Here is a 19,485-nt window from a genome sequence, read left to right as displayed (position 1 = left end):
AATCAAATGTACGCGCCGCCGGTAATTTTATTCGTATCCGAAGGTATCCCCTTCTTCTACCACACAAATCATGGTCTTTCCGGTATTCAGCTCAATTTCATTTCCATCGTCATCATAGAATTTGGTAGGATCATAGTCTCCTGATTTTTTCCAGTTAACATGGATTCCCTTACCGTTTGTGAAATAATATCCGTCCCTGGTGGTATCGTGATCCTGGAAGGTCAGATATCCCTTTTCATCTCTTACTTCATAATAAGCGAACTGAACCAGGACATTTTTGAAAGCCAGCTGTGTGTTGTCAAATCCGGCATCCACATGGGGCTTTCCGTATTCAAAACGATAGAACAGCCCGTCCTCTTCATTATACTCAAAATAGGTTTTGGAGATAGGATAACATTTGGCCATATCCAGTTTCTTAACAGTGATGGCATTGCTGTACTGATCCAGAGTATTGGGGCTTGATTCCGGAGCAAATTTGAAATGATCCGGATCATAATAGTTATCACGATAGGTTTTGGAAATCCCCAGCTTGTCGATGGCTTCGTTGGCACCTTCCGCGCTCAGATAGGCATTCTGGGGAGCCTTGCGGTCGGAGGAACGATAATACGCATTTCCGTAAATTCCTTTTTTACCGGTACCGCCGTAGTTGGCGCCGGTTACATTATCGGTGCTTTTCTGCTCAATGACAGGAGCGATATAATAAGGACCGCCAAAATGGAAATAAATAGCATCATATTCAAAAGCCCAGTACACAAAATAATCACGGGAGCTTCTTACGTTGCCGATACGCTTCATATCATCATTATCCCAGTCCTTGAATATAGCCATAAGACGGGTAATGTTGCCTTCTACAGGACATTCATACAGGATATCCGCTTTGGAAAGGCTGTAATGAGGAAGAGCGGAAGAATCGTTGGGAACCATGACTGCAATGGGACGCTGATCGGCGATATCCCCGCTGATCCATTCATTGGTCAGAGAGCTTCTCACCATTCCCTCTTCAGGAGGCACATCTTCAGCAACTGTCTCTGTCTCGGTTTCCGATTCGGTTTCCACAGGCAGGCTTTCTGCCGTCTCTTCTGTTGCCGGTACGGTTTCTTCTTCTGCCTTTTCTTTTCCGCAGCCAAAAAGGAGCATGGCAAAAGTAAGGCCCACCAGGAGTGATACACCCAGTTTTTTCATCATAAATCCTCGCTTTCCTTCGTATTTTTCATAGGTACACAGGCAAATACCGGCGCCTTCGATACCGGCGCCGTCTTATACGGAAGTCACAGCCTCCGCGTAAATTTGAAAATAAACCCTAACTGCCATTATAGACAAAAAAGGAGGGGTTGTCACTAAAATTAAGTATTTTTTAAGGAAAAAGGGCGAAAATGGTAAATGCTTCCGCTGCCCCTGCCGTCCTCCCCATGCGGCCGCTGTCCTGCAAGGTTCCTTAAAGGGGACGCTTTCGCTCGGATAATCACGCAGCGGTACTAAGGCTGCAAAAAACGCAGCCTAAGGACCGGCGTGCTTATAACGCCCCTTACAGAAATCCTTGCAGGACAGCGGCCGCATGGGGAGGACGGCAGGGGCAGCGATGTTTTTTATCTGTACACTGAGAAAGTGGCAGGTAGTAAAATATGTGCGGTGGTGATATAATAAGAAAAAATGTAAGCGTGTCTGCGGAAGGCTTTGGTGTAAGGGCTGTGCGCAGACAGAAAATTTGGAGGTTTCCTGAATGAAAAAAATTATTGTGACCGGATGCAACGGACAGCTGGGACGGGCTGTGAATCTTTTTTTTAAGGATAATAAGGACATCAGTTTTGTGAATACGGATGTGGGAGAGCTGGATATTACCAATATTGATAAGGTTATGGAGCTGGCCAGGGAGGTGCAGCCTTATGCCATTATCAATTGCGCGGCACATACCGGAGTGGATGCCTGTGAGACAGAGTATGACAAGGCTTTCAAAATCAACGCCATAGGACCCAGAAACCTGAGCATTGCGGCACGGGAAACCGGAGCAAAGCTGATGCATATATCTACGGATTATGTATTTGACGGAAAAGGGACAAGGCCTTATGTGGAAACGGATGCCACCAATCCTCAGGGCGCATATGGCTCGACCAAGCTGGCAGGAGAAAACTTTGTAAAGGATTTTGCAGACAGATATTTTATTCTGCGGACGGCCTGGCTGTATGGCGACGGCAAGAATTTTGCCAAGACCATGCTCCGTCTTTCCGAAACCAATGAAAAGGTGAGAGTGGTAGGCGACCAGTTCGGATCTCCCACAAGCGCTTCCGAACTTACCAAAGCGATTAATGCGCTGCTCTTTACGGAAAATTACGGCATGTTCCATGCCACCTGCGAAGGCTCCTGCAGCTGGGCGGAGTTTGCCCGGGAGGTGTTCCGCCTTGCTGGAAAAACAACGAAGGTGGAGGCGATTACCACCGAGGAATTCGGAGCTCCGGCTCCCAGACCGGCTTATTCCATTCTGGAAAACCGGATGTTTAAGCTGACTACCGATTTTATGTTTGCCGACTGGCATGATGCGATTGCGGAGTATATGAAGACGTTATAAGTAATATAAAAACAGCCCCGACGGTTAAAAAATATTTTACCGCCAGGGCTGTTTTGTATTCCTGCACTTCAGGGATCCGGAGCTGCCGTTTTATATGTCATTGAAATACAGAACGGAGTTTCTTAATTCTTCTGTCAACGCTTTCCTTTACAATTTCATTTTTTTCCGCAATCTCAAAGCCGTGGACGGTTCTCTTCGTTTCATATAATTCCGCGGGAATCCCGCTGTCCTTCAGCGCTTTCGCAAAAGCAATGCCTTCATCCCGCAGACAGTCATATTCGGCGACTTCCACATAGGCCGGAGGCATTCCTTCCAAAGAAACTGCCTCTGCAGGAGACGCGTATCCCTTTTCGACAGGCAGGCCGTCTTTCAGATACATTTTCCACATCTTCGCATTCAGTCTGCTGTTCCACAGGGGCGTGTCGTTGTATTTTTTCATCGAGGCGGAATTCTGCCTTTCATCCATAACGGGATAAATCAGCATCTGAAAGCAGGGTACGGGGATGCCCCGATCCCTTGCCAACAGACAAACACCAGCGGAAAGCGCGCCTCCGGCGCTGTCTCCGCCGACGGCTATCCGGTTCGGGCTGATGCCGAGCTGCGCTGCATTCTCCAGCACCCAGCGATAAGCGGCGAAACAGTCTTCCAGACCGATGGGAAATGTGTTTTCAGGCAGCAGCCGATAATCCACGGAAACGACTTTGCATGGCGTATTCAATGCATAGCTGCAGGACAGCTTTTTGTGACAGGGGGCTGACTGCAAGGCAAAAGCTCCGCCGTGAAAGTATACAAGCGCGGGCAGAGGTTCCCTTTCTTCTTCCGGTTCAAAGATGGATATCCCGACAGGCACATCCTGATATCCCGGAATCTTACGCCTGGTTTCTTTCAGTCCCTCCGGTATTTTCACCATATCCTGCATCCGTTTCATAAAAAACTGGACGGCCGGAAGGAAAGCAGGATTGAGAGGCGGAGTTATCTTATACTTTAAAAAATCCGGATGAATATTGTATTGTTCCATAGATAAATTCCTTGTCATGATTTTTATAATGTTGATTCGTTTTGTCTGTATTTTTCCCCGGACCTGAACTATTATTTTCCCTTTACCTCAAGCCCCGCATGGATTAACAGCGGCATGGCGAAAATCAGGGAATAGAGATATCTGACGTCGGAGGCCACCGGAGTTGCTATACAGAGGGTCAGCACTACGGCAAAAAAGGGAATGAACAATATCCAGTTTTCCTTTTTCCCATTCAGCAGACAATTGGTAAAGAGAAAAACAGCCGCCCAGGTAAAAGCGCCTATGCTGTAAAGCAGCCCATAAAGAGGAAAAATAGTATAAAGCTTGGAAATGATTTCCACGATTTTGGCCACTCCCTGTCCATGAAGAACCGGCTGCCAGGAAAGCCCCAGTTCATTCGGGGAAATCCCCTCATTGGTCAGCATCCCCGGAGCGCCCGGGAACCAGTAGCCCTTCGTCTGATCCACAAAGGCATTCCAATAATCCAGAGGATATTTCAGGCCCAGCTGTACCCATAATTTCAGATACTCCCCTTTATGGGTTTCCAGATATTCCGGGTGGCCATACTGAATAAGCGCTTTAACCGGATCCGATAATTCCGGCTGGTAATAATCCGGGATAGAAGGATAATCCATGGTTTTTCCTATGAGGGAAATCTGATCCTCCGTGAGCGCACGCCCTTCGGCGACCACCCGTGCGATCTGCTGGGCCGGAATGGACAGGGATTCAGAAAAGGCCGGCTTTGCCACACCCAGGGAATCCATGACAGGTCCCTTTATCAGTACCGCGCATCCCAATATGACCAGCAGAGAAGGCAGGATCAGCTTCCACTGCTTCCGGAACGCATAAATCAGAAAAGGCGCCGTGGCCGCCACCACATACAGACCGTTGGAACGCATCAGGCACGCCAGTATTCCCCATAACAGAAAAGAAAGGTAAAGCAGAGGCTTCTGATAAAGCGGCCTTCCCTCCCGATAAATAGGAAGAAACCGGTAAATACATAATACAAACAGCAAAAGCACGCCCGAGAACAGAATATCCTTCCACATCGTAACCGCAAAAATCCCATTATAAGGCACAAGCGCATAAAAAAGAAGAAAACAGAAGCACAGCTTCTTCCCGGCCCGGCGCCGAATGAGCACACTGATACAGGAAACCACGATAACAGCCATGGCAATCATCTGAAATACCGTATAACAGGCAATTCCCGCATACACATTATGAAACACGGCATTTCCAAGGGAGACAAACAGACGGATCAACAGCGTATGCACAAAAGGATGATGATTGCTGTACCCCGTCAGCCTCATGGCCTGACTGTACTGACTCAGACTGTCAGGTGTCATAACACCCGGAAAATCATAAAGGAACCAGGGCAGCCAGCAGGCGATCAGCAGAAGAAACAGAAACAGCTTAGTCTGCAGAGAAAGTGCAGGCTCCGGCGAATCTGCTGATACCGGAATCGAAGAAATACGCAGGGAACGCCTTTCCAGATACAGCAAAAGAAGGCGGCACCCCCTGTAGAACAGGAAAAACAGCCCGGCCCCCGTCATAAGCAGATAAATCATTTGAAACAACCTGTTCTCCAAAGCCCCCGCAAGAGAACCATGCTCCGCAGCCAAATAAAAAAAGGCAAAAAGAATACCCAAAATAACGGAAGCAACCCTCCGGTTCCGTGAAGAATATCCCTTAACCAGCTTTTTCCCATCCGCCGACAAAGCACTTTCCGTTTCCTTCCTCTCCGCAAAAAGAAACAACTGAAAACACATCAGAAAAAGAACCAGCGATATGATATCAACAGCCGCGATTTGCCCTATATTTGCCAATGCGAAAGCCGCAAAATAACCCTCCGCAGCATTCCGTAATATCCCTTTTTTCTTATTCATACATCCTCCTTACCACTTCTTCCGATACTCCAGCGGCGTCATATTTTCCGCCTTTTTGAACACCTTAATAAAATACCCCGCATCCGCAAATCCGCACAATGCCGCAATTTCCTCAATAGAACTATCAGAAAACCGGAGAAGAGATTTCGCATGAGACAGCCTCCGCGCCGTCAGATCACTCCCAATAGTAATTCCGTATGTTTTTTTATACTCTCTGGAAAGATAATACTTACTGATATAAAAAAGAGAAGAAAGCTCCTCCAGAGAAATTTTCTCCATATAATGCTCCTCCAGATACTGCCGGACCTGAGCCGGCTTCCCCGACACAGAAGCTCCCTGAACCCCTTCCGCCCTGTTCTCCGTAAAAATCAACGTAATAATATCCGTCAGATATTTATGAGCACTTAATTCCATAAGAGAAGGCTTTGCCTGCATCAAACCGAACAGAGCGGTTAGACTATCAGTAAAAGGTGCCGTATCCGCCGGATGGAAAATAGAACTCCGATCCTGCCCCTGATAAGCCTGATAAAAATCATCCGCCCCATTCCCATTAAAATGCACCCACATCAAAGTCCACGGATGCTCCGCCGAACTTTCATGAGCATACTGATTCCGGCAGTTAATATAAACACAATCCCCGGCCTGAATATAATGCTTCCGCCCCCTGTAAGTAAGATACCCTTCCCCCTTCAGCACCGTAAGAAAAAGATAAGAACTAATATTCTCCCTGGAACTCACATGAGGCTCCATACTAGTCAAAGTACCAATTTCCTGCACATAAAGATAATGCTTTTTCGCATAAGAAGAAGGCGTAGCAAGCACCCGATCCGACAAAGACTTAGCCATCATTATCCCTTTCCCTTACTATTTTTTTTTAAACCCTTCACCCAGCATCCGTCTGTGTACCTGCCCCTGCCCGCCCGGCCTTCCGTGTTCCCTGCCTGGGGCGTCTTTGCGGGGGCGGCCTATGTTTGACAAGGGAGTCACGAAAAAAAGGTGATATTTCTTACTGCTTCTTTTGTCCCGGCTGCTGTCCGCCCCTAGCGGCGCTGTCTGACGAACGAAAGCGACTGAAAGTCGCGAAGTGAGGAGTTTAAGCCGCGTTGACAGCAGCCGGGACAAAAGAAACAGTTAGAAATACCCCTTTTTTGAGTCCGACCGCGCCAAACATAGGCCGCCCCCGCAAAGACGCCCCAGGCAGGGAACACGGAAGGCCGGGCGAGGCAGGGGCAGGTACACAGACGGATGCGTCCCACAACAGAAATTATTATATAGCAAACCATAAACAATAGCAATATATTCCTATTTGTAGGCAAGATTATAAATTGTTTTCAGCAATATTACATGGTATATTGATTTGCAGTTGCAGCAAAAAAAGCCCAAAGGGCAAAGACTGAGAGGTATTATATATGAAAAACGTGGCTTTAATTACAGGAATCAATGGTCAGGACGGTTCTTATCTGGCGGAATTTCTGCTGGAAAAAGGATATGAAGTGCATGGGCTGGTAAGACGACACAGCATTTCTGTCACCAGCAGGATTGACCATCTGATTCATTCCCCCTATAATAATGTTAAATTCTTTCTTCATTATGCAGATACAACAGACTCCAGCGCCCTGATGCGCATCATGGCGGAAATCAGGCCTACGGAGGTTTATAATCTGGCGGCGCAGTCCCATGTGGGGATTTCCTTTGAAGTGCCGGAATATACCGCGGATGCCACGGGAATGAGCACACTGAAGCTCCTGGAGGCTGTCCGTATCAACGGCGGGCCCTGCCGTTTTTACCAGGCGTCCACCTCAGAGCTGTTCGGCGGGCTGCCTGAAACTGCTCCCCAGAGCGAAAAAACGCCTTTTTACCCCAAGAGCCCTTACGGTGTGGCGAAGCTGTATTCCTATTGGATTACGGTAAATTACAGGGAATCCTATAACATGTTCGCCTGCAACGGTATCCTTTTTAACCATGAGTCTCCCAGAAGGGGCGAAAATTTCGTTACCCGGAAGATCACGCTTGCTATTGCCTCCATTCTGGCAGGAAAGCAGGAAAAGCTTTCCCTGGGAAATATGAATGCCAAGAGGGACTGGGGCTTTGCGGGAGATTATGTGGAAGGCATGTGGCTGATGCTGCAGCAGGAGAAACCGGGGGATTATGTGCTTTCCACCAATGAAACCCATACGGTAAGGGAATTTGTGGAGGAAGCCTTCCGTGAGGTGGGTATTGAGGTCCGCTGGGAAGGACAGGGCGTGAATGAAAAGGGTTATGATTCACAGACCGGTAAGCTTCTGGTGGATGTGAACCCTGAGTTTTACCGTCCGGCGGAGGTGGAATATCTGTGGGGTGACTGTACCAAAGCGGAGAAGGAACTGAACTGGAAGAGAAAAGTGGATTTCAGGGGCCTGGTCGCCATGATGATGAATGCGGATATGCAGGAAATCGTGGGGATGAGCTGCGAGGAATTCAGGAACAGAAACCGTTAATGCGGTTTGACGAGGGAAAATTATGTTATTGGTGCTGCTTAACTGGGCGTATATAGGGATAACGGCATTTCTGGCAGGATTTGCGGTATTGGCGCCTTTTGGGAGAAAAATTTCCGAAAAGGAGACAGGATATGTCTGCCGGACGGGTACAGGCGTCCTGATGGCCGGCCTTGCCTTTATCACGGTGTATGCTCAGGTATTCAGCCTTTTTTCAGGAGTGGGGCTTGGGGCAAATGTGCTTCTGCTTTTGGCCTGTGCCGTCTGCGCCGCTTTGCTGCGCAGGCAGCTTGCGGCGTTTATCCTGGGAAAATGGCGGGAAAGCAGTCCGGGGGGCAGGCTGTTTCTGGCGGTTCTTGTGCTGCTGATGGCCTATGGAACCTCCCGGGGATATATGCATGTGGATACGGGGCTGTACCATGCCCAGGCTATCCGCTGGATTGAAGAATACGGTGTGGTTCCCGGCCTGGGAAACCTTCACAGCAGATTTGCCTATAACAGTGCGGCGTTTCCTCTGTGTGCCATCTACGGCATGCGCTGGATGGCCGGCGGGTCCTGGACGGAGAGCATGCATGCCGTACAGGGCTTTCTGGCGTTGCTGGTGGGAATCCAGTGCTGCGGGCTGGGCAGGCTGGCAAAACGGAAACGGGTGCTGGTTTCGGATTTTGTCAGGGTAGGAGCGATTTATTATTTAACGGTTCTGTACCGGGAAATGGTGTCGCCCGCTTCGGATTATTTTGCCATGCTGCTTCTTTTTTATATCCTGATTGCCTGGCTGGATCTGCTGGAGCGCAGGGAAGCTTCCGTGACGCCTTATGCACTGCTCAGCCTGCTTCTGGTATTTACCATAACGGTGAAGCTGTCAGCAGCGGTTATGCTGCTGCTAGTGCTGAAGCCGGCGGTTATGCTTCTGAAGGAAAAGCGTTGGAAGGAGATCGCCCTGTATATCGGGCTTGGCGTGCTGACAGCCCTCCCGTGGCTGATACGCGGAGTGCTGATATCGGGATGGCTGTTTTATCCGTTTACATTCCTGGATCTTTTTCCGGTGGACTGGAAAATTGAGAAAGGGTATGCGGATTGTGATTCTAAGGAAATCCAGGTTTTTGCCAGGCTTTTATATGACGTGAATCTCTATGACACGCCTTTTTCCGGTTGGGCGGGGAAATGGTTTTCTTCGCTGAAGGGACTGGAAAAGCTGTGGGTGGCGGCCAGTGCCGGCTGTACTGTGCTGGGAGCGGTTACCATTGGGAGAGCCGTTTGGTTTATAAAGGGCAAAAAGGATGGGGATATCGGCGGAATCGACGTTTGGGACTGGCTGCTGTATGCAGCAGTCCTGATTACAGGCTATTTCTTCTGGCAGTTTTCCGCCCCTTTGGTTCGTTATGGTTATGTGTATGTGGTGATGCTGCCTGCGGCGGTGCTGGGCTACGTATATATATGGCTGACCGGAAAAAAGGAGAAAATAAGGATTTATGGATATTACGCCTTCGGAGCCGGGGCGCTTGTATTCCTTTTGATAAAGGGAGCAGGGCTTGTGCAGGGAATCGGGGAAACGGCGGGAGAGCCTTACTATATCAGGCAGCAGGGATATGGCAGCTTTGCGGCCGTCACCTATGAAGTGGACGGTATCACTATATATGTGCCGGCGGACGGCGGGCAGATCGGTTACGATAAATTTCCTTCATCGCCCAGAATCCAGGATATTGAGCTGAGACGAGAAGGGGATATCCGGCATGGCTTCCGTGCAAAATAACAGAGATGGAAACAGGGATGCGTAAAGGCGCGTTGCTTGCGGGAGCCAAGTAGACACGCCGGCGTGCCCGTTGGGTTCGTTGTCCGCGGGAATATAAGAGAAAAGAGGAAAACAGATGAGCAGCAGGATTGAAAAAACAGATAAGATTTATGTGGCCGGCCACCGGGGATTGGTGGGAAGCGCCATCGTGAGAAATTTAGAGGCAAAAGGGTATAAAAATATCATCGGAAGGACCCACAGGGAACTGAACCTGACAAACCAGGCACAGGTCACCGCTTTTTTTGAAGAAGAAAAACCGGATGTGGTGGTTCTTGCGGCAGCCAAGGTGGGCGGAATCAATGCCAATAATACGGCGCCTGCGGAGTTTGCCTATGAAAATATGCAGATTCAGTGCAATGTGATTAAGTGCTGCCACGATTTCGGCGTTAAGAAGCTGCTGTTTTTAGGAAGCACCTGTATTTATCCCAAGCTGGCTCCCCAGCCTATTCCGGAGGATGCGCTGCTTACCGGGCCGCTGGAAGCTACCAATGAAGCCTATGCCATTGCCAAAATTGCCGGGCTGGAAATGTGTAAATTTTTTAAGAGGCAGTATGGAGATGATTTCATCAGCTGTATGCCCACCAATCTTTATGGGCCTCATGACAATTATGATCTTCAGGGAAGCCATGTGCTGCCTGCCATGATCCGCAAATTCCATGAGGCGAAGGTGAATGGCGAGGAAAGCGTGGAACTGTGGGGGACAGGTACTCCTCTGCGGGAATTCCTGTATGTGGATGATATGGCGGATGCCTGTGTGTTCCTGCTGGAAAATTACAGTGGGGAGCAGCATGTGAATATCGGAACCGGCAAAGAGGTAACCATCCGTCAGCTGGCGGAAACCGTGCAGAAAACAGTGGGCTTTGAGGGAAAAATCGTTTGGAATACGGATATGCCCGACGGAACACCCCGCAAGCTGACGGATGTGACCAAGCTTCATGGCCTGGGCTGGACCCACAGGGTGGAACTGGAGGAAGGCGTGAAGCTGGCCTATGACTGGTTTAAGGATAATATGAAGGAAGCCAGAAAATAACCGGGAAGGCACGGAACAGTTACGCCAGAAATAAAATTTTTTTCCGGGAGGAATGGTATTTATGAAAACATATGGAGTAGTAATGGCAGGCGGAGGCGGCACCAGGCTGTGGCCTCTTTCCACGAAAAAGATGCCGAAACAGTTTTTGAATCTTTCCGGGAAGGAGACGCTTGTGAATGAAGCGGTGGACAGGCTTCTGGGCGTTGCCGGCAAGGAAGATATTTTTATTGTCACCAATGCTTCCCAGACGGAAGTCATGCTTTCCCAGACTGCGGGGCGTGTGCGAAAAGATCATATCCTTGCGGAACCGGCGGCACGAAACACGGCAGCCTGTATCGGTTATGCGGCTGTGACGATTGTAAAAAAATATGGGGACGGTATCATGTGCGTGGTCCCTTCGGATCCCTATATCCGGGAAGAAGCGGTATTTCAGGACACGCTCCGGGAAGCGGTAAAGGCAGCAGAGGAGACGGATGCCCTGGTGACCATCGGGATTAAACCCTCCTTCCCTTCCACAGGCTATGGCTATATCCGCAGTGTGGAGGCGGAAGGAAAGCCTTACCGCAGGGTGGAGGAATTTGTGGAAAAGCCGGATGAGGAAACGGCGAAGGCTTATCTGGAAGCGGGCTGCTATGCATGGAACAGCGGCATGTTCATCTGGAAGGCATCCACCATACTGTCCTATTATAAGAAGCTTCTGCCGGATATTTACGACTGCCTGATGCAGCTTGCCGAAAGCTTCGGAACGCCCCGGGAGGAGGAAGCTCTGTGGGAAATTTATCCCCGGATTCCTAAGATTTCCGTGGATTACGGAATTATGGAAAGGGCGGATCATGTACTCATGCTTACCGGTGATTTTGGCTGGAGCGATGTGGGCGGATGGGATGCTTTTGACACCCTGAAGGACAGAGACGAAAACCAGAATTTAACGGTGGGAAAAACATTACTTCTTGACAGCAGGAACTGTACCGCGTATTCTGTAGACAAGCTGATTGCTGCCGTAGGCGTTTCAGATTTGATCATTGTGCAGGCCGGGGAAGCCGTGCTGGTATGCCCCCAGTCCGAGGCACAGAGGGTAAAAGAGATCGTGGAGGCGTTGTCGGAAAAAGGAGAAAATTCGTATTTATAACGCGAAATTTCTCGACTGGTTTTCATTCTATTTCCTTTTGTACCATGCTATTATTGTAGATGGACCTGGAAAAAACAGGAAAATTGCAGATGGATTACCTGAATTCATCGCTGCATGGAACGGAAAAGCTGCTTTCGCGGCGGAATGAGAGGAAATAAAATGACGGAAAATTTGACGCAGGCACAGATAGAACGCTACGTATCGGAATTCATGCTGGAGCTGGGAGTGCCGGCTCATCTGAGGGGATATTATTATCTGCGTGAGGCCATTGTGCTCACTGCTATGGATATGGAACTGGTGGGAAGCGTGACCAAGCTTCTCTATCCGAATATTGCAAAAAATAACCATACCAATATACAGCGGGTGGAAAGGGCAATACGCAACGCCATTGAGGTTTCCTGGGAGAGAGGAAATCCGGCGGTATTTGAAGAGCTGTTCGGCTACAGTGCCGCATCCGGAGCGGTGAGGCCTACCAACAGCGAATACATAGCCAGAATTGCGGACCGGATACGCATGGAGGGGTAACCGTCCGGACAGGTCCGGGTGGTTACGAATTAGGAGGTACAATTATGAGTCTGCTGAGCGTTATTGTTCCTTGTTATAACGAGGAAGAGAACGTGGACTGCTTTTATGAGGAACTGATGAAAAACACCCCTTTCTTTGAAAAAGAAGGGCTGGATGTGGAGATCCTATACGTGGACGACGGTTCTAAGGACAGGACTGTGGAAGAGGTAAAGGATCTGAAAACGAGGGACGACAGGGTCCGTCTGGTATCCTTTTCCAGAAATTTCGGAAAAGAGTCCGCTATCTTTGCGGGGCTTCAGAAGGCGAAGGGCGACTATGTGGTTATGATGGATGCTGATTTACAGGATCCGCCCTCTCTGCTTCCGGAGATGTTTTCTTATATCAAGGAGGGCTATGATTCCGTAGCGACCAGGAGAGTGACGAGAAAGGGAGAGCCTCCCATCCGTTCTTTTTTTGCAAGAATGTTTTATAAGCTGGTAAACCGGATTTCCAAAACGGAGATTGTGGACGGTGCCAGAGATTATCGTCTGATGACAAGGCAGGTGGTGGACGCTATCCTGCAGATGACGGAATATAACCGGTTTACAAAAGGAATTTTCGGCTGGGTGGGGTATTCCACCAAGTGGCTGGAATTTGAAAATGTGGAGAGAGCCCACGGGGAGACGAAATGGTCTTTCTGGAAGCTGTTTATTTATGCGCTGGATGGGATTATTGCCTTTTCTACGGTGCCGCTGGCGCTGGCTTCTATCCTGGGGGTGATTTTCTGCTTTATAGCGTTTCTTCTGATAATTATTATTGTGATAAAGACTCTGGCTGTAGGGGATCCGGTGGGCGGCTGGCCTTCCATGGTATGTATTATCTGCATGGTCAGCGGAGTCCAGCTTTTCTGTCTCGGCATTGTGGGACAGTATATGTCCAAGACGTATATGGAAGTGAAGAAACGTCCCATCTATCTGGTAAAGGAAGAGTTATAAGAGGATGATAAACGATTTGGTTAGTATCGTCATGCCCGTTTTTCATGCAGAGGCGTTTCTGGAAAAAACAGTGGAGACGGTACAGGAGCAGACCTATAAGAACTGGGAACTGATCGCGGTGGATGACTGTTCCGGAGACGGAAGCTTTGAACTGTTATGCAGGCTGGCGGAAGCGGATGGCAGAATACGCCCGGTGCGCCAGGAACACAACCAGGGGGCGGCTGCGTCCAGAAACAAGGGCGTGGAGCTTGCACAGGGCAGGTATCTGGCCTATCTGGATGCCGACGATTTATGGACGAAAACAAAACTGGAAAAAGAGCTTGCTTTTTTAAAGGAAAAGCAGGCTGCTTTTGCATTTACAGGATACGAGTTCGGCGACAGCGACGGGGTGGGAAATGGCAAAATAGTTCATGTGCCGGAGACGCTCACTTACAAAAAAGCACTTTCCAGAACTGTGATTTTTACGACTACGGTTCTTTTTGACCTGCAGAAAATCAGTAAGGAGCTGGTCTGTATGCCACAGGTAAAAAGCGAGGATACCGCAACCTGGTGGAGAATCCTGCGTAATGGCTACACCGCTTATGGGCTGGATGAGAACCTGGCCGTTTACCGCAGACCGGCCAAGTCCCTGTCTTCCAATAAACTGGAGGCAATCAGAAGAATCTGGTATTTGTACAGGAAACAGGAGGGACTTTCTCTTTTTACAAGCCTTTATCACTTCTGCTTCTGGGCCCTGCGCGCGGTTGCAAGGAGGGTGTAGGTATGGTAAACTGACGGTAACAGAATCCTTACAGAATAAAAGCGCCGCCTGGGCGGACGGATGGGAGCTAGTGAATGAATCAAGCGGAATCCAGGAAAAGACTTCTGATTTTAGTAATATCTTATATAGGTCAGTTGTTTATGTTAGGGGGATATATAATAGTATATTTCGCCTATTATTATCCTGTCATTATCAAACATGATACAAAGCTTTATTTCAGGGGACATCTTCTGATTTTTTTCTTTTATCTGGCAGTGCTGTTTTTATTTTCGAAAACCTATGGTGCATTGAAAATAGGTTATTTAAAGCCCCTGGAAGTTTTTGGGTCGCAGGTATTTGCTTTATTGTGTACGAATGTGTTTTCCTATTTACAGATGGCTATGATACATGGCTGGCTGATTCCTCCCATGCCGCTGATTCTGACTTTATTAGGACAGGTGGTGTTTGCTGCCTGCTATACATGGCTGGCCAGCAGGATTTACCGGAAGCTTTTCCCTCCCAGACAGCTTCTGCTGATTTATGGGGACAGGCCCATTGAGGATATCCAGCGGAAGTTTTCCAGCAGGAAGGATAAATATAATATAGCCAAATGCCTGAATGTTTCGGAAGGGGCGGACGCCATTCTCGATGAGATAGAGAAGGGATATGGCGGGGTGGTTCTGTGGGATATATCCACCGCTGTGCGGAACAAACTGATAAAATATTGCTACAGCCGGTCTGTGCGTATTTACATGATGCCGAAAATCCCGGATGTTATCATTAAAGGATCGGAACAGCTGCATCTTTTTGACACTCCTATTTTTCTCACACGGGAGTTCACGCTTACGGTGGAACAGAGAATTATAAAGAGGATTATAGATATTGTATGTGCGGCTATTCTGCTGGTGATAGCCTCGCCGTTTATGCTGATCACCGCAATCGTGATCAAGCTGTATGACGGCGGCCCGGTGCTGTACAAGCAGATACGATGTACAAGGGATGCCAAAGAGTTTAAAATATTGAAATTCCGAAGCATGCGTGTGGATGCGGAGAAGGATGGGGTGGCCAGGCTGGCTGCCAAGAATGATTCCCGGATAACTCCCGTGGGTAAGTTTATCCGCGCGGTGCGTATTGACGAGCTTCCTCAGCTGATCAATATTCTGAAAGGGGAGATGTCCTTCATCGGCCCCAGGCCGGAGCGGCCCGAAATCATTGCTCAGTATATGGAGGAAATGCCGGAATTTGCATTCCGTATGAAGGTGAAAGCGGGGCTGGCAGGGTATGCGCAGGTATATGGAAAATACAATACCACTCCTTATGATAAGCTGAAGCTGGATCTGACCTATATTGAAGATTATTCTGTGTGGATGGATATCAAGCTTATGCTTCTCACTCTGAAGATTCTTTTTAAGGCAGAAAGCACGGAGGGTGTGGATTCTAAGCAGATAACAGCGATGAAAACGGATTCCGAAGAGGATAATAATTGATGAAAGAAGAGAAATTCTGGCAGGAGGGCATGGACGGAAAGCGTTTTGCCCTCTGTCTTTTCAGAAAAGTATGGGTGATATTGGCCGCGGCTTTAATCGGCGCAGCAGCTGCGGGGGGGATTTACCTCTTTACGGCCCTGGTGCTTGGAGGCCCTGCCCAATATCAGGTTCTGTCTCAGTACCGTATTTATTTCGATAAGGATAAATATGGGGAAATCGAGGATTATTACAATGCCTATACCTGGGGGGAAATCATGAAAACCGATCAGGTGGTGGATTTTGTGATGGAGGCCCTGCCGGAGGATATAACGAAGGAACAGGTAAAGGCTTCTGTTTCCGTGGGACAGATGAATGATGTGAAGATCATGCCTTTGTATATTACCACCGGCGATGCCGCTCTTTCCGAAGAGATTGCGCAGGCTTACGTATATGGGCTTGGAGAATTTGCCAGGTCTATCGAAGGGCTGAGCGATATGCAGTGCTGGCTGGTGGAACCGGCGGTTCCGATAGCGCGTGCCGCGAAAACAGGCAATGCGGTGGGATTCGGTGCAGTATTGGGTGCAATACTGGCTTTTCTGGCGCTGGCTTTTCTTTATATTCTGGATGATTCCATTTATCTGGAGGAGGATTTCAGGAAACGCTGTGATGCTCCTCTTTTGGGTATACTGACAAGGCAGAGGAATAAGGAGTACAGACAGGAGCTTCTGACGAATGCCGCCTTTCTTTTAAAGGGGGCCGGGCAGCTGTGCCTGATAGAGGTGGAAAAAGGAAAGAAGGAAAGGGATTCGGGTTCTCTTGAGAAGGAGTCAGAAGGGGCAGCGCAGGATTTGGAGGAAGTGAGAGAGCTTCTGGCGGAAAGCATCGGGGATAAGCTGGAAACATCGCGGATAGCCTGGCCTTTTGTTGAGCAGGATTGTGAGAAGATGCGCCAGGGAGACGGCGTGGTTCTGGTTCTGCCGTGGGGATACGGCAGCGGCAGAAAACTGACCCATATCCTGATGCAGCTGGAAAAGCAGCAGATATCCGTGAGGGGAGCCATTCTCATGGATGCGGATGACAGATACCTGAAGGCTTATTACAGAAAGTGAGACGGAAATGAAGTTGGAAATTCTTGTTTCCGCGGTGAATGAGGATGTGGACACGCTGGCAGAGCGTATGAATCTTCAGGCGGATGCTATTATTGTAAATCAGTGCGGAGAAAATACCTACAGGGAATATTCGTATCAGGATCACCGTATCCGCTGCTACAGCTTTGCGGAGCGGGGAGTGGGGCTTTCCCGGAATAACTGCCTGATGCGTGCCCAGGGGGATATCTGCCTGTTCGCGGATGAGGACATCATATACCGTCCCGGCGCGGTCCGGGCTATCGAAGCGGAGTTTGAAAAAAATCCGGATGCGGATATGATTCTGTTCAATATGGATGTGCCTGAGGACAGGGCAACCTATCATATAGACGGCTACGGCAGGGTGAGGTGGTATAACTGCGGAAGATACCCTACCTACAGCTTCGCCGCCAGGACGGAAAAGCTCCGGGAGGCGAATATTGCGTTTTCCCTTTTGTTCGGTGGCGGCGCAAGGTACAGCAATGGGGAGGACAGCCTGTTTCTGGCGGAATGTATCAGAAAAGGGCTGAAGGTATATAAGGCGCCTGTTACCATCGGAAAAGAAAACGGCAGGCCTTCCACATGGTTTCACGGATATAATGAAAAGTTTTTTTATGACAGAGGCGTGCTTTATCATTTCCTGTATGGAAAAGCAGCGTTTCTGATGGCACTGCGTTTCCTTTATAAGCAGAAGGATGTCATGTGTAAGGAGTTCTCGTTCCGGGAGGCTTTTGCCCTGATGCGCAGAGGGATTCGTATGGAAAAAGGAGCGGGGCAGGAATGATTTTTTACGGTCTTCTGGGCGCAGCTACGATAGCGCTGGCATGTTTGGTAAACAGGGAAGCCGTCTGCCGGAGAGGGGCGGGCGGCACAGTGACAAGGCGGCAGGCCATGAACGGGGCTGTTTTATTTACTTTGTTTCTGATTATGGCCGGGACGGCGTCCCTGCGGATCGACGTGGGGAATGATTACGGGAATTATGTAACCACTTTCCATGAAATCTATGTGGGCGGCTATGTGGTGACGGAGCCTGGCTTCAACCTTTTGGTGAAATTGGTTTTCCGGCTGGCGGGAGGCGAAAATTATCTGCTGGTATTCGGCCTGTTTGCCGTGGTTACGGCTGTCCTTTTCCTGAAGTCCATGTATGATCAGAGTGTGGATTTTACCATTTCCTTTGCGCTGTTTATGCTGTTGGGGCTTTATTTCAGGACCTTTAATACGGTACGGTATTATTTTGTCCTGGCGGTTACGCTGTACAGCCTGAGGTATGTGCTGAAAAAGGAATATGGAAAGTTTATTCTGCTCATTCTTTTTGCCGCATTCTTTCATAAATCGGTACTGGTGGTGATTCCTTTGTACCTGATTGCCGCTCTTCCCTGGAAAAAATGGCAGGTGATTCTGGGGACGGCATTGGCTGTAAGCCTTCCTCTTTTTCAGAATTTCTGGATGGCGGTGGTCCTGAAACTGTACCCTTCTTATCAGAATACGGTTTATCTGCAGAAGGATACCGGCCTGGAGGGCAGCCTGATGGGGATTATCCGCTGTGCCGCCGTGCTGGTGCTGGGATTATGTGCCTATCGGGAAACGATCAGGGACAATAAGGCGAATTTATTGTATTTTAAACTCAACCTGCTGGGGCTGGCGCTGTATACCTGCGCCTCTTTTCTGCCGCTGGTATCCCGGTTCGGTTATTATCTGATCACGGCCCATATTCTTCTGGTTCCGGGTATTCTGAAAAATATGCCGGAAACCTCTGAAAAGGGGAAATCCCTGCGGAACAAGAAAAGAATCATGTATGCGGCGACGGCGGGCTTCTGTCTGCTTTATTTTGTTTATTTCCTGATGACGGCACACCAGGAGGGCGTCCGTGTGCTGCCTTATCACAGCTGGATTTTTACAGAGAAGGAATGGTTGAATGGCTCATTTATTTTTTAGTATTGTAGTGGTGTCTTTAAATCCGGGAGATAAGCTTTTTTCCACGCTTCAGAGTATTCTGGATCAGGATTACGGAAATTTTGAAATCATCATAAAGGACGGCGGGAGCACGGACGGATCGGTGCAGCGGCTTTTCGGAGAAGGAACGGAACGGAAGATACCGGCGGACAGCAGGATCCGTTTTTTTCAGGAGCCGGACAGCGGCATTTACGATGGAATGAATCAGGCGGTTCAAAAAATACAGGGGCAGTATGTGCTTTTCCTGAACTGTGGGGATCGTTTTTTTAACCGCAGCGTTCTTTCGGATGCGGCTTCCTTTATAGAAAAGCAGGAGAGTACGGAGGTTGGCCGGGGAAGAAGCTATATATTTTACGGGGATCAGTTCAATCAGCAGCAGAACAGTCCGGTACATTCCGCTCCTGTGATGAATGATTTCACCTGTTACAGGAATGTGCCCTGTCATCAGGTTTGCTTTTATGATGCGCAGCTGTTTGCGCAGCGGGGCTATGACACGGATTACCGGGTACGGGCGGATTATGAGCATTTTCTGTACTGCATTTATGATAAAAATGCACGGGCGGTGTATATGCCGGTAACCGTGGCTTTTTATGAAGGGGGAGGCTTTTCCGAAACGAAGGAAAACCGGAAGCGTTCCGCGTTGGAGCATAAGGTGATTACCCGATATTATCAGGGATGGGGGAAAAGCACCTGGTTCGCTTTTCTTATGTTGGTTTCGCTCGCCCCCCTGCGTACCTGGATCGCTGAAAATCCTGCGCTGGCAGGCTTTTATAATAAAGTGAAATCGGCTGTTTACGGAAGGAGAAAATAAG

General features: G+C 48.9%; 17 protein-coding genes. 13 read left to right on the top strand and 4 right to left on the bottom strand.

What is annotated here, in order from left to right; all coding sequences use genetic code 11:
* Nucleotides 1-27: 27 nt before the first annotated feature.
* Complete coding sequence (locus BLA28_RS03970) at nucleotides 28-1,185, bottom strand: DUF3048 domain-containing protein (protein WP_242878329.1); 1,158 nt, start codon at nucleotides 1,183-1,185, stop codon at nucleotides 28-30.
* A 535-nt stretch (nucleotides 1,186-1,720) separates the two neighbouring features.
* On the opposite strand from BLA28_RS03970, the gene rfbD reads away from it, so the two are divergent.
* Complete coding sequence (gene rfbD, locus BLA28_RS03965; RefSeq protein WP_009251432.1) at nucleotides 1,721-2,563, top strand: dTDP-4-dehydrorhamnose reductase; 843 nt, start codon at nucleotides 1,721-1,723, stop codon at nucleotides 2,561-2,563.
* 97 nt (nucleotides 2,564-2,660) lie between these two features.
* On the opposite strand, the gene BLA28_RS03960 is transcribed toward rfbD, so the two are convergent.
* The 3 genes from BLA28_RS03960 to BLA28_RS03950 form a co-directional block, all read right to left on the bottom strand.
* Nucleotides 2,661-3,581, bottom strand: a complete 921-nt coding sequence (locus BLA28_RS03960; protein ID WP_069156098.1) for an alpha/beta hydrolase — start codon at nucleotides 3,579-3,581, stop codon at nucleotides 2,661-2,663.
* A gap of 71 nt (nucleotides 3,582-3,652) precedes the next feature.
* On the bottom strand, nucleotides 3,653-5,467 hold the full coding sequence (locus BLA28_RS03955; protein ID WP_069156097.1) for a DUF6020 family protein: 1,815 nt from the start codon (nucleotides 5,465-5,467) through the stop codon (nucleotides 3,653-3,655).
* Between the two features lie 9 nt (nucleotides 5,468-5,476).
* Nucleotides 5,477-6,316 carry a helix-turn-helix transcriptional regulator gene (locus BLA28_RS03950; RefSeq protein WP_069156096.1) on the bottom strand — a complete coding sequence of 280 codons (840 nt, stop codon included), beginning with the start codon at nucleotides 6,314-6,316 and terminating at the stop codon, nucleotides 5,477-5,479.
* Nucleotides 6,317-6,876: 560 nt separating this feature from the next.
* Between BLA28_RS03950 and gmd the strand changes: the two genes are divergently transcribed.
* The 12 genes from gmd to BLA28_RS03890 all read left to right on the top strand — a co-directional run bounded on the left by gmd (nucleotide 6,877) and on the right by BLA28_RS03890 (nucleotide 19,484).
* Nucleotides 6,877-7,944, top strand: coding sequence for a GDP-mannose 4,6-dehydratase (gmd, locus tag BLA28_RS03945; RefSeq protein ID WP_069156095.1), 1,068 nt, complete (start codon nucleotides 6,877-6,879; stop codon nucleotides 7,942-7,944).
* A 22-nt stretch (nucleotides 7,945-7,966) separates the two neighbouring features.
* Nucleotides 7,967-9,694, top strand: a complete 1,728-nt coding sequence (locus BLA28_RS03940) for an LIC_10190 family membrane protein (RefSeq protein WP_069156094.1) — start codon at nucleotides 7,967-7,969, stop codon at nucleotides 9,692-9,694.
* Between the two features lie 115 nt (nucleotides 9,695-9,809).
* A complete protein-coding gene (locus BLA28_RS03935; protein WP_176726801.1) occupies nucleotides 9,810-10,763 on the top strand; it encodes a GDP-L-fucose synthase family protein in 954 nt (317 codons plus the stop codon).
* Between the two features lie 61 nt (nucleotides 10,764-10,824).
* Complete coding sequence (locus tag BLA28_RS03930) at nucleotides 10,825-11,892, top strand: mannose-1-phosphate guanylyltransferase (protein ID WP_069156093.1); 1,068 nt, start codon at nucleotides 10,825-10,827, stop codon at nucleotides 11,890-11,892.
* 159 nt (nucleotides 11,893-12,051) lie between these two features.
* The gene (locus BLA28_RS03925) at nucleotides 12,052-12,417 is read left to right on the top strand and encodes a sporulation initiation factor Spo0A C-terminal domain-containing protein (protein ID WP_009251423.1); all 366 of its coding nucleotides are present in this window, start codon (nucleotides 12,052-12,054) and stop codon (nucleotides 12,415-12,417) included.
* 44 nt (nucleotides 12,418-12,461) lie between these two features.
* Complete coding sequence (locus BLA28_RS03920; protein WP_044968249.1) at nucleotides 12,462-13,391, top strand: glycosyltransferase family 2 protein; 930 nt, start codon at nucleotides 12,462-12,464, stop codon at nucleotides 13,389-13,391.
* Between the two features lie 4 nt (nucleotides 13,392-13,395).
* Complete coding sequence (locus tag BLA28_RS03915; RefSeq protein WP_044968247.1) at nucleotides 13,396-14,151, top strand: glycosyltransferase family 2 protein; 756 nt, start codon at nucleotides 13,396-13,398, stop codon at nucleotides 14,149-14,151.
* A 74-nt stretch (nucleotides 14,152-14,225) separates the two neighbouring features.
* A complete protein-coding gene (locus tag BLA28_RS03910) occupies nucleotides 14,226-15,617 on the top strand; it encodes a sugar transferase (protein WP_009251420.1) in 1,392 nt (463 codons plus the stop codon).
* On the top strand, nucleotides 15,617-16,705 hold the full coding sequence (locus tag BLA28_RS03905; protein WP_069156092.1) for a YveK family protein: 1,089 nt from the start codon (nucleotides 15,617-15,619) through the stop codon (nucleotides 16,703-16,705). The genes BLA28_RS03910 and BLA28_RS03905 overlap by 1 nt, the downstream gene beginning before the upstream one ends.
* A 7-nt stretch (nucleotides 16,706-16,712) precedes the next feature.
* Nucleotides 16,713-17,504, top strand: a complete 792-nt coding sequence (locus BLA28_RS03900; RefSeq protein WP_069156091.1) for a glycosyltransferase family 2 protein — start codon at nucleotides 16,713-16,715, stop codon at nucleotides 17,502-17,504.
* Complete coding sequence (locus BLA28_RS03895) at nucleotides 17,501-18,655, top strand: EpsG family protein (protein WP_069156090.1); 1,155 nt, start codon at nucleotides 17,501-17,503, stop codon at nucleotides 18,653-18,655. Before BLA28_RS03900 ends, BLA28_RS03895 begins: the two co-directional genes overlap by 4 nt.
* On the top strand, nucleotides 18,636-19,484 hold the full coding sequence (locus BLA28_RS03890; protein WP_069156089.1) for a glycosyltransferase: 849 nt from the start codon (nucleotides 18,636-18,638) through the stop codon (nucleotides 19,482-19,484). The genes BLA28_RS03895 and BLA28_RS03890 overlap by 20 nt, the downstream gene beginning before the upstream one ends.
* Nucleotide 19,485 lies beyond the last annotated feature (1 nt).

It is taken from the genome of Eisenbergiella tayi, assembly GCF_001881565.1.
In the GTDB taxonomy this organism is placed as follows: domain Bacteria; phylum Bacillota; class Clostridia; order Lachnospirales; family Lachnospiraceae; genus Eisenbergiella; species Eisenbergiella tayi.
Note: the sequence above shows the minus strand (reverse complement) of the source record. Positions and strands in the feature narration are given on the sequence as shown.